11 protein-coding genes are annotated in these 10,669 nt (G+C 61.7%); 3 read left to right on the forward strand and 8 right to left on the reverse strand.

Features of this window, described 5'->3' with window-relative positions; genetic code table 11:
* The 3 genes from E8Q40_RS15355 to E8Q40_RS15365 all read left to right on the forward strand — a co-directional run bounded on the left by E8Q40_RS15355 (position 1) and on the right by E8Q40_RS15365 (position 3,046).
* A complete protein-coding gene (locus E8Q40_RS15355; protein WP_137045362.1) occupies positions 1-504 on the forward strand; it encodes a flavin reductase family protein in 504 nt (167 codons plus the stop codon).
* Positions 505-532: 28 nt separating this feature from the next.
* Positions 533-1,744 (forward strand): bifunctional 3,4-dihydroxy-2-butanone-4-phosphate synthase/GTP cyclohydrolase II, encoded by a 1,212-nt coding sequence (locus E8Q40_RS15360; protein WP_137045363.1) that lies wholly within the window; start codon positions 533-535, stop codon positions 1,742-1,744.
* A 156-nt stretch (positions 1,745-1,900) separates the two neighbouring features.
* Positions 1,901-3,046: an MFS transporter gene (locus tag E8Q40_RS15365; RefSeq protein ID WP_168197860.1), complete on the forward strand. Its 1,146-nt coding sequence runs from the start codon at positions 1,901-1,903 to the stop codon at positions 3,044-3,046.
* A 5-nt stretch (positions 3,047-3,051) separates the two neighbouring features.
* On the opposite strand, the gene E8Q40_RS15370 is transcribed toward E8Q40_RS15365, so the two are convergent.
* The 8 genes from E8Q40_RS15370 to urtA all read right to left on the reverse strand — a co-directional run bounded on the left by E8Q40_RS15370 (position 3,052) and on the right by urtA (position 10,480).
* Positions 3,052-3,699 (reverse strand): glutathione S-transferase family protein, encoded by a 648-nt coding sequence (locus E8Q40_RS15370; RefSeq protein ID WP_137045365.1) that lies wholly within the window; start codon positions 3,697-3,699, stop codon positions 3,052-3,054.
* A gap of 143 nt (positions 3,700-3,842) precedes the next feature.
* A complete protein-coding gene (locus E8Q40_RS15375) occupies positions 3,843-4,175 on the reverse strand; it encodes a zinc ribbon domain-containing protein (RefSeq protein WP_137045366.1) in 333 nt (110 codons plus the stop codon).
* 79 nt (positions 4,176-4,254) lie between these two features.
* Positions 4,255-5,484, reverse strand: coding sequence for a formamidase (gene fmdA / locus E8Q40_RS15380; protein ID WP_137045367.1), 1,230 nt, complete (start codon positions 5,482-5,484; stop codon positions 4,255-4,257).
* 89 nt (positions 5,485-5,573) lie between these two features.
* A complete protein-coding gene (urtE, locus tag E8Q40_RS15385) occupies positions 5,574-6,263 on the reverse strand; it encodes an urea ABC transporter ATP-binding subunit UrtE (RefSeq protein ID WP_137045368.1) in 690 nt (229 codons plus the stop codon).
* Between the two features lie 30 nt (positions 6,264-6,293).
* Positions 6,294-7,040: an urea ABC transporter ATP-binding protein UrtD gene (gene urtD, locus E8Q40_RS15390; RefSeq protein ID WP_137045369.1), complete on the reverse strand. Its 747-nt coding sequence runs from the start codon at positions 7,038-7,040 to the stop codon at positions 6,294-6,296.
* A 10-nt stretch (positions 7,041-7,050) separates the two neighbouring features.
* Entirely contained in the window at positions 7,051-8,166 is a 1,116-nt protein-coding gene (gene urtC / locus E8Q40_RS15395) for an urea ABC transporter permease subunit UrtC (protein WP_137045370.1), read from the reverse strand.
* Between the two features lie 4 nt (positions 8,167-8,170).
* A complete protein-coding gene (gene urtB, locus E8Q40_RS15400) occupies positions 8,171-9,094 on the reverse strand; it encodes an urea ABC transporter permease subunit UrtB (RefSeq protein ID WP_137045371.1) in 924 nt (307 codons plus the stop codon).
* Positions 9,095-9,214: 120 nt separating this feature from the next.
* Positions 9,215-10,480: an urea ABC transporter substrate-binding protein gene (gene urtA / locus E8Q40_RS15405; RefSeq protein ID WP_137045372.1), complete on the reverse strand. Its 1,266-nt coding sequence runs from the start codon at positions 10,478-10,480 to the stop codon at positions 9,215-9,217.
* Positions 10,481-10,669 lie beyond the last annotated feature (189 nt).

The following is a 10,669-nucleotide window of genomic DNA, read 5'->3' on the forward strand; positions in this document are numbered from 1 at the left end:
ATGACGCCTCCCTCCCCCATCGACATGAAGACCTTCTGGACCACGCTCGGCCAGCGTGCCACCGGTATGACGATCGTGACCGCCGACAGCGATGAAGGGCCGACGGGCTTCCTTGGTCTGTCCGCCAGCCATGTGACCGCCGATCCGGCGACGATGCTCGTGTCGGTGGACCGCAAAACCAGCGCGCTTGCCGGCATCGTGTCACGAAAGCATTTCGCCATTAACTTCCTGCCCGCCGACGCCGGCAAGGTGGCCGATGCCTTCGGCGGCAAGGCCGGCCTGAGCGGCGCCGCCCGCTTCACCGACGGCGAGTGGACGACGCTGGTGACCGGCGCACCGGTCTACAAGCAAGCGCTCGGCGTATTCGACTGCACCGTCGCCGACATTGTCGAGCGCGGCAATATCTCGATCATCATCGGCACCGTGGCCGGCGCAACGTCGCGGTCCGATGGCGAACCGCTGATCTACTTCCGTGGCAAAACCTATACGGGACTGGGCGCCTGACGGCCGCCCGGTGTTGAGCCTACATCCCATGTCGGACGCCAAAATCAACGAAGCCCTTGCCGCCTTGGCTCAAGGCAGCCCGGTCATTGTTACAGACGACGACACGCCGCAAAGCGGTGGCGATCTGGTTTTGGCGGCCGAGCGTGTCACGACGCAGGCCATGGCGTTCCTGATCCGCAATACCGGCGGCGTCATCTGTGCGGCGTTGACCAATGAGCGTCTCGATGCCCTGCGCATTCCGCTGATGGTGAGCGAGAACGCAGGCACGATGAAGGCCGCCTTCACGATCTCCGTCGACGCACGCAAGGATACGACGACCGGCATTTCCGCCGCCGAACGCGTCGCGACGATCAGAACCCTGATCGACCCCGCTGCCAAGCCCACCGATCTGGTGCGGCCCGGCCACGTATTTCCGCTGCGCGGCTATGACGGCGGCGTGCTGCAACGCGCGGGCCGCACCGAGGCTTCCATCGACTTGGCTAAGGCAGCTGGACTCTATCCCGGCGGCGTTCTGGCCGAGATCATCACCGACGAGGGCAAGGTCGCCCGGCGATCCGACCTCGAAGCGCTGGCGGCGGCGCACGGCCTCGTCATGGTCAGCATTCCCGACATCGTCCGCTATCGCCGCCGGCATGACCGGCTGATCCGCAAACTGTCGGAGGCCCGCCTGCCGACGCGCTATGGCGACTTCACCATTCACGCCTATGAGTCGGTCATCGACCGCATCCAGCACGTTGCACTCGTCATCGGCGATGTCGCCACCAAGCCGGACGTCCTGGTCCGCGTTCATTCGGAATGCCTGACGGGCGATCTGTTCGGCTCCATGCGCTGCGATTGCGGGACTCAGCTCAACGACGCATTGGAAAAGATTTCGGCCGACGGACGTGGTGTCCTGGTCTATCTCCGCGGCCACGAAGGCCGTGGCATCGGCATCGGCCACAAGGTGAGCGCCTATCAGCTCCAAGACCGCGGTTTCGATACGTTACAGGCCAATCTCGAACTCGGATTGCCTGCCGACAAGCGCGATTACTCAGTCGGCGCCCAGATACTGGCCGATCTCGGCATTACAAGCCTGCGTTTGATGACCAACAACCCGGCCAAATATGATGGCATCGCCGATTACGGATTGCGGATCACAGCGCGCATTCCGCTGATCACCGAGCCGAACTGCGAGAACGTCAAGTATCTGCACACCAAGCAGACCAAGATGGGCCATCTGCTGGGCTTCGCCGGAGAGTAAGCCAAATTTTTAGAAAGCTACAGGTTTTGAGAAAACAAATGGGAGTCGAGGCGCTGCGGGCAGAGAATGAATCGGCTCAGCACCACTGAATTCAATATTCGGCCCCCGAAGCATCCGAGCCGGTGGCCGACGGAGCCGGATTTCTGGCGCCTTTGGTTGATCGGCGCCATACAGTTCGGCGTCCGCTGGATCGAGATGCTGGCCATTGCCGTCATGGTTTATCAGACCACCGGCTCGGCCTTTCTCGTGACCTTTATGGCCCTGCTGCGCGTGCTGCCGATGGCTTTGTTCGGTGCCTTCATTGGCGCCGCGGCGGATCGGTTCGAAGGACGCACCGTGCTCGTCGTCACCACCTCGGTTCAATTCCTGGCCTCGGCCGCGATCGCTTTGCTCGCCTATTCGGGCCACATCGAAACCTGGCATCTTGCCGTTTCGGTTTTCATCAACGGTACGGTCTGGGCAGGGGACAACGCAATCCGCCGTCTCATGATTGGCCGTGTGGTCGGCACCGATCGCATGTCCCACGCCATGACCTTCGACATCGGATCAAGCAATGTAAGTCGCATGGCCGGTCCCGCGATCGGCGGCGCCGTCCTTGCCGCATGGAGCATCGGCGGCTGTTTCACACTCGGGGCATTACTTTACATGCTGTCGGTGACGGCCGCCCTGAGACTGAGTTACCGTCATCAGCACAAAACACAAGGCCGTGGCTTTCTGCTGCACGATATTCTGGATGCGCTGCGCGTGGTCAAAAGCGACAGACACCTGATCGGCATTCTCGCAATCACGCTGATCTTCAATCTCTTCGCCTGGCCGATCCTCAGCCTGATCCCCGTCATTGGGCACGATTATCTGCACCTCGGGCCGAGCGGTGTCGGCATCCTCGCCAGCATGGAAGGCGTCGGCGCGATCACCGGCGTGATCATGGCGCTTTTGTTCGCTCGCCCCGAGCATCAGGTGAAGCTCTACACTTTCAGCGTGCCGATCTATATCGCCGCGCTGATCGCGTTCGCGTTGATGCCGCATCCGGTCCTCGCCGGCATTGCGCTGGTGGTCGCCGGCTTCGGCGGCTCCGGCTTTTCCATCACCCAATCGGCGATCGTGTTCCGCTCAGTGCAACTGGAGATGCGAGCGCGCATGCTCGGGCTTCTCACCGTCACCATCGGGTTCGGCCCACTGGGCTTTCTTCAAATCGGGCTCCTGGCCGATGTCATGGGTGCCAAATACGCGATCCTCACGATCGGTACAGAAGGCATTGTCGCTCTGCTGCTAACGCGGCGCTTCTGGCGCGAGATCACCTAGACTGCTCAGAAATCGAGACGGCCGTAGAGATCCTCAAACGGCACCATGACATGCTGCCGATAAGCCGGTCGTTCTTCGAGGCGCCGGTACCAGGCCTCGACATTCGGCACCCGCGGGCGCTCGATGTCGATATTGAGGTAACGGTAGAGATGGGTCCCGAGCGGGACGTCCGCCAGGGTCAGCGCGTCGCCCAGCATGTAATCCCGCCCCATCAGTTCGCGGTCGAGCAATTGGAAATGCCGTGCGCAGGCCTCCACCTTGCTCCTAATCGCCGGGAGATCGCGCTGCAGCTCAGGCGTCCGGTAGAAACCCCAGAAAACGCCGCCAAGAAAATCGGGCTGCAGCGTCGTGTGTGCCCAGTCCATCCAGCGATCGGACAATGAGCGTTCAGCCGGCGCAGTGCGCCAGAACCGCCCCTCTCCGTATCGAGCCGCGAGATAGCGCAGGATCGCGTGCGATTCCCAGACGACGAAGCCACTGTCGTCGATTACCGGGACCTTGCCATGCGGATTCAGCGCGCGAAATTCTGGCGTATCGAGACCACCGAACTGGCCGCCCGCCTCGATGTGCCGATGTTCGAGTCCCAGCTCGCCGACGAGCCACATTACTTTTTGGACGTTGAACGAACTCTTGCGCCCCCAGATTGTCAGCACTGATTATCACCTGTGTCGCCGGCCATTTAACTCTATCGCAGGCCCGCGCATAACGGAATAGCCGCATGCATGTGCAAGTGCTGCCCGCGTCTTCACAAGGGGCACAAAGAAGGACAGATTGCCCTTGCGACGGCACGGCGCGCCTAATGCGAGATCATCCAGGGCCGGCTCTTCGGAAAAGCCTTGCTGCCGTCCTTGTATTTGTACGTCATACGTGAGGATTTGCCGCCGCAGCAGCCGCAACCCGGACCGTGACCCGTGGTCTTCGTCGATTTCGGCTCGTGGGCGCTGCGCTCATTGGTCGAGAATGCGTGGCGTCGCTCGGTCGACAGGCCGGACATATAGGGCGCCGTCAAAAACGCGCGCGGCGCGCTATTTCCGCAGGCCGGACACTCGCACGTCAGGTCGCTCTCCGACATCGGCCGGAAGTCAGTGAATGGCCCGCAGTCGTCGCACAGATATTCGTAAGTCGGCATCGGAGGGCCTCGGTATGTGATTGAAGGGCGGGCGTGAGGTGCTTCCGTCACACCCCACGCCCGGTCGCGCGCTGGGGAACTATTTGTCGGGCGACAGCGGCATATCGACGCCACCCTTGATGTGTTTCACCGGGCCGGCCGCGCTCGGCATGATGTCGAAGTCGAAGACTTCGGTCGGCAGATAGAGCGTGGCGCAGGCATTCGGGATATCGACGACGCCGGAGATGTGGCCCTGCACCGGCGCCGTGCCGAGGATCGAATAGGCCTGCGCTTTCGAGTAGCCGAACTTGGTCAGATACTCGATCGCATTGAGACAGGCCTGGCGGTAGGCGACGTGGACATCGAGATAGTGCTGCTGGCCCTGCTCGTCGACCGAGATGCCTTCGAAGATCAAGTAGTCCTGATAGTTCGGCGTCATCGGCGACGGCCGGAAGATCGGATTCTTGATGCCGTACTTCGCCATGCCGCCCTTGATCAGGTCGACCTTGATGTGCAGCCAGCCGGCCATTTCGATGGCGCCGCAGAAGGTGATTTCGCCGTCGCCCTGGCTGAAGTGCAGGTCACCCATCGAGAGGCCGGCACCCGGCACGTAGACCGGGAAGTAAATCTTCGAACCGCGCGACAGGTCCTTGATGTCGCAGTTGCCGCCATGCTCGCGCGGCGGCACAGTGCGCGCGCCCTCCGCAGCGATCTTGGCTTTGACGTCGCCGGTCGCCTTGCCGGCATGCGCGGTCGCCGCAAAGGGAGCGTTGGCGAGCGGCGGCACGCGGGCCGGGTTGGTCGCGATGAAATCGACCTCGCGCTTATTCCAGGTCTCCAGCAGTTTCGGGTCCGGCAGACAGCCGATCAGGCCCGGATGGATGAGACCGGCATATTTCACGCCCGGCACATGGCGTGATTCCGTGAACATGCCCTTGATGTCCCAGATCGACTTCTGCGCCAGCGGAAAATGCTCGGTCAGAAAGCCGCCGCCGTTCTTCTTCGAGAAGAAGCCGTTGAAGCCCCACAGGCTCTCCGGCAGCGCACCGACGTCGAGCAGATCGACCACCAGGAGATCGCCCGGCTCCGCGCCCTTGATTTCGATCGGTCCCGAGAGGAAGTGCACCGTCGTGAGGTCGACGTCACGAACGTCATCGGCCGAGTCGTTATTTTGAATGTAGCCGCCGGTCCAGTCGTAGGTCTGGATGATGAAATCGTCCCCAGGCTTAACCGACGCCACCATCGGGACGTCCGGGTGCCAGCGGTTGTGGATCATCGGATTCTTGTAGGGCGACTCCTTCAGATCGACTTTGATCAGGGTCTCGGTCATGTCTTGGCTCCTTCCGCACAACCAGGTCGAGGCATTGGCATGTGAGCGAGTCCGGCCAGCCCCTTCAGAACCGGCTCACCCTTGTCCGTTCAGACTGCGAGGTAACGGGCGATCGCCGCCTCATCGACGCGCTCGCGTCGATCGGTATGGACGATACGGCCGTTCTCCATCACGACGATGCTGTCAGCGACGTCGAGCACGAAGCTCAGAACCTGCTCGCAAACCACGATGGTGAGGTTGCGCAACTGCCTGATCTGCTTCAGCACCACACCGAGTTCCTTGATGATCGACGGCTGAATGCCTTCAGTCGGTTCGTCGAGCAGGAGAATCTTCGGATCGGATGCTAATGCGCGCGCGATGGCGAGTTGCTGCTGCTGGCCGCCCGACAGATTGCCGCCGCGACGCTTCTTGAAGTCCCACAGGATCGGGAACAGGCTATAAATCTCGTCCGGAACCTCGCTCTTGCCGGTGACGACGAGTCCGGTCTGGATATTCTCCTCGACCGTCATGGTGCCGAATATCTGACGGCCCTGCGGGACATAAGCGAGGCCACGCTTGACGCGCAGGTGGCTCGGCAGACCGGAGACGTCCGCGCCTTCAACGACGATCTCACCCGACCTCGACGGGATCACGCCGATGAGCGATTTCATCAGCGTCGACTTTCCCATGCCGTTGCGACCGACCACAGCGACGATCTCGCCGGGCGCCACCGACAGGTCGATGCCGTGCAAAACCTGGCTCTGACCGTAGGCGACGTTGAGATTGTGCAATTTGAACATGTCTTCACCGCACTTCTGCGCAGGGTTGAATCAATGGCCGAGATAGACTTCCTTGACCTTCGGATCGTTCTGGATCGTGTCCATGTCGCCTTCCGCCAGAATCTTGCCCTGGTGCAGGACGGTGACGCGGTGTGCGATGCTGGCGACAAACTTCATGTCGTGTTCGATCACGATCACGGACCGGTGTTTGATGATCTCGTTGAGCAACTCGGCGGTCTTGACGCGCTCCGAAACGCTCATGCCGGCGACCGGCTCGTCGAGCATCAAGAGTTCAGGGTCCTGCATCAGCAGCATGCCGATCTCGAGCCACTGCTTCTGGCCGTGACTCAGCGTCTCGGCAGGACGGTCCAGTGAATCCGCGAGAAATATCATCTGTGCGATCTCGCGCACCCGCTCCGTCACCGCCTCCGACCGCTGCCAGAACAGCGCTCCGACGACGTCGCGGCCGCGCGGTATCGACAGCTCGAGGTTCTCAAACACGGTGAGGTCTTCGTAGATTGACGGCGTCTGGAATTTGCGGCCGATACCGCGGCGGACGATCTCGTGTTCCTTGAGACCCGTGATCTCCTGGTCCTTGAACTTGATCGACCCGTCGGACACTTTGGTGCGGCCGCAGATCAGGTCGAGCACGGTTGTCTTGCCGGCACCGTTCGGGCCGATGATCACGCGCAGCTCGCCCTTGTCGATGTAGAGATTGAGCCCATTGACGGCCTTGAAGCCATCGAAGGAGACGGTGACGCCTTCGAGCGCGAGCAGGAAATCGGTGCTGTTGGACATAAGGCTCTCCTCACTCCGCCGGCGCCGGCTTCACGAGGCCGCCGGGAAGGCGAACCCGCTTCAGGCGCGGCAGGATCTGGTCGGTAAACAGGCCGGCCAGACCGCGCGGGAATGCCAGCACCACGGCGATGAACAGGCCGCCCATGGCGAACAGCCACAGTTCGGGAAAGCTTTCCGAGAACGACGTCTTGGCCCAGTTGACGATGAGCGTGCCAACCACCGCGCCAATGATCGATTGACGCCCGCCCACCGCGGCGAAAATCACCATCTCAATCGACGGCACAATGCCGACGAAGGACGGCGACATGAATCCGACCTGGAGCGTGAACATGGCGCCGCCAACCGCCGCCAGCGCCGAAGCCAGACAGAAGATGAAGACTTTGAAGTTCGCGACGTCGTAGCCCGAGAAGCGGACGCGATCCTCCTTGTCACGGATAGCGACCAGAAGCCGGCCGAGTTTCGAGCCGATCACGAAGCGGGCCAGAAACATCGAGCCGAACAGCAGCGCGACGCAGACGAAATACAGGATGTATTTGGCATGATCGGTGCGGATGTCCCAGCCGAGTAAAGTGCGCAGGTCGGTGATGCCGTTGATGCCGCCGGTATAACCCTGGCGGCCGATGATCAGGATGGTGAGCACCGCCGCGACGGCCTGGGTGATGATGGCGAAGTAGACGCCGCCGACCCGCCGCTTGAACATCGCGAAGCTCAGGATGAAGGCGGCGATGGCCGGTACGGCGATGACCGCGATCAGGGCGAGTGGCAGCGACTTGAACGGCACCCAGAAGAAAGGAAGCTCGGTGATCTGGTTCCAGTCCATGAAGTCCGGGATTCCCGGCGTCGACTGAATCTTGGTGTTCTCGACGCTCGAGGCTTCGAGCTTCAGGAACATCGCCATGCAGTAGCCGCCGAGGCCGAAGAACACGCCCTGCCCCAGGCTCAGAATGCCGGTGTAACCCCAGCACAGCACGAGGCCGACGGCGACGAAGGCGTAGGTCAGGTACTTGCCGATCAGGTTGAGACGGAAGGCATCGACTGTCAGCGGCAGGACGACGACAAGGAGAACGGCCAGCAGCAGGAAGCCGAAAAGTTCGAGGTCGAGTTTCTTATTGAATGCCGGTGACATCGTTTCACCTTCTGACTTTGAGGACAAACAGACCCTGCGGCCGCAGCATCAGGAGCCCGATGACGACGAGCAACGTCAGGACCTTGGCCATCGAACCGGTGAGGAAGAACTCGAGAGTCGATTGGGATTGCGAGATGGTGAAAGCCGAGGCGATGGTGCCGAGCAGGCTCTGCGCGCCGCCAAACACGACGACGAGGAAAGTGTCGACGATATAGAGCTGGCCCGCCGTCGGACCGGTCGAGCCGATCATGGTGAAGGCCGAGCCGGCGACGCCTGCGATGCCGCAGCCGAGCCCAAAGGTGAGACGATCGACGCGCCGCGTGTCGATGCCGGCCGCACCGCTCATGGTGCGGTTGGCGACGACGGCCCGCACCTGCAGGCCCCAGCGGGAGCGGAACAGCAGAAGCGCCACTACGGCGGTAATCGCCAATGTCAGGCCCATCACGAACAAGCCGTTGATCTGCACCTCGATCACGTCAGTGACCGGCAGCGCACCCATCATCCATTGCGGCAGTTCGACGCCGACTTCGCGCGCGCCGAAGATGGAGCGGAACGCCTGCTGCATGATGAGGCTCAAGCCCCAGGTGGCGAGCAGCGTATCCAGCGGCCGCGCATAAAGATGGCGGATCAGCAGCCATTCGGTCGCGAGCCCCGCCGCGCCCGATACGATGAAGGCGACGGCCATGGCGACGAAGAAGTAGATGGAGAAGGCGCCCGGCAGGTAAGCCTGGAAGATATGCGAGGTCAGGTAGGTCATGTAGGCGCCGAGGATCATGAACTCGCCGTGCGCCATGTTGATCACGCCCATCTGGCCGAAAATGATGGCCAGCCCGAGCGCCATGAGAACGAAGACCGAAAACAGGATGAGGCCGGCGAAAGCCTGCATCGCCAGAATGGAACCGAGCTCGCCGAGCGAATAGTCGAACATTGCGCCTCCGCACGCGCGCCGGCAGAGCGCGCATTGTGAGCCGACATGAATGAGAGAGGGTCGAGGCGTCCCGGCGGCGGCGCCGCCGGGACGTGATCGTCGAGGACCGGCCTGCGGCCTTTACTGGTAGCCCTTGGGGAACGGATCGGGCTCGACCAGGTTGGCGGTCTCGTAGATGAGATCGTACTGACCATCGGCGCGAGCGCGGCCGACGCGGGTCTTCGACCACAAGTGATGGTTCTCGTGGATCTTGACGTAGCCTTCCGGTGCGCCGGTGAATTCGACGCCCGGCGAAGCGGCAGCGACCTTGTCGATGTCGAAGGAGCCCGCCTTCTCGACCGTGAGTTTCCACAGCCAGGGCCCGAGATAGGCCGCCTGCGTCACGTCACCGATCACTGTCTTGTCTCCCCACATCTTGTGGAAAGCGGCAACGAATTTTTCGTTGTTCGGGTTCTTCAGCGACTGGAAGTACTTCATGCAGGCATAGGCGCCGGCGATGTTCTCGCCGCCGATGCCATCGATCTCGTCTTCGGTCACCGAGATGGTGAGCAGCGTCTGTTTGGACAGATCGATGCCCGCCGCCTTAAGCTGCTTGTAGAACGCGACGTTCGAGCCGCCGACGATGATGGCGTAGATCACGTCGGGCTTGGTCAGCTTGATCTTGTTGATGACCGAGTTGAACTGCGTGTGGCCGAGCGGGAAGTACTCCTCGCCGACAACCTTGGTCTTGAGGTGGTTTTCGATGTGTTTGCGCGCGATCTTGTTCGACGTCCGCGGCCAAATATAGTCGGAGCCAAGCAGGTAAAATGACTTGGCGCCCTTCTCCTTGGTCACCCAGTCGAGCCCGGCGATAATCTGCTGCGTCGCTTCCTGACCGGTGTAGATGACGTTCTTCGACTGCTCGAGGCCTTCGTAGAAGGTTGGGTAGTACAGCATGCCATTGTACTGCTCGAACACGGGCAACACGGCCTTGCGCGACGCCGAAGTCCAGCAGCCCATGACCGAGGCACACTTGTCGTTGACCAGGAGCTTCTTCGCCTTCTCGGCGAAGGTGGGCCAGTCGGACCCGCCGTCTTCCTGGATGAACTTGATCTTGCGGCCGAGCACGCCACCGGATGCGTTGATCTGCTCGATGGCCAGCTTCTCCGCTTGTACGGAGCCGGTCTCGGAGATCGCCATGGTGCCGGTCACCGAGTGCAGAATGCCGACGGTGACCTCGGTGTCGGTGACGGCAAGCCCGGTCGTGTTGACCTTGGCGGTCGGGAATGCCTGGGCGAGCGCCGACGGCGGAACGCCCAGGATGGCGGCGGCCGACGCAGCGGCGGTGCCGACAAGCAGTTTGCGGCGAAGGGGTGATTGAAGCCCTGTAGGCGGTTTTTGTGGCATCGGACGCCTCTTGCTGGTTGAAGACCGAGGAGGCGATGAATCCGCTCCCCCACGTCCGGATGCTGGCTGCAAATGATGCATTGCAGCATACGTCGATTGACGTATACGCTTACGTCGAATGCCGTATGAGAATGCCTGCCAATAAACGGGTTCTCAGGCGTGACGGCGCCGGTTAACCGCGACCCGGCT

This window comes from Pseudolabrys sp. FHR47 (genome assembly GCF_005153485.1).
GTDB lineage: Bacteria > Pseudomonadota > Alphaproteobacteria > Rhizobiales > Xanthobacteraceae > Pseudolabrys.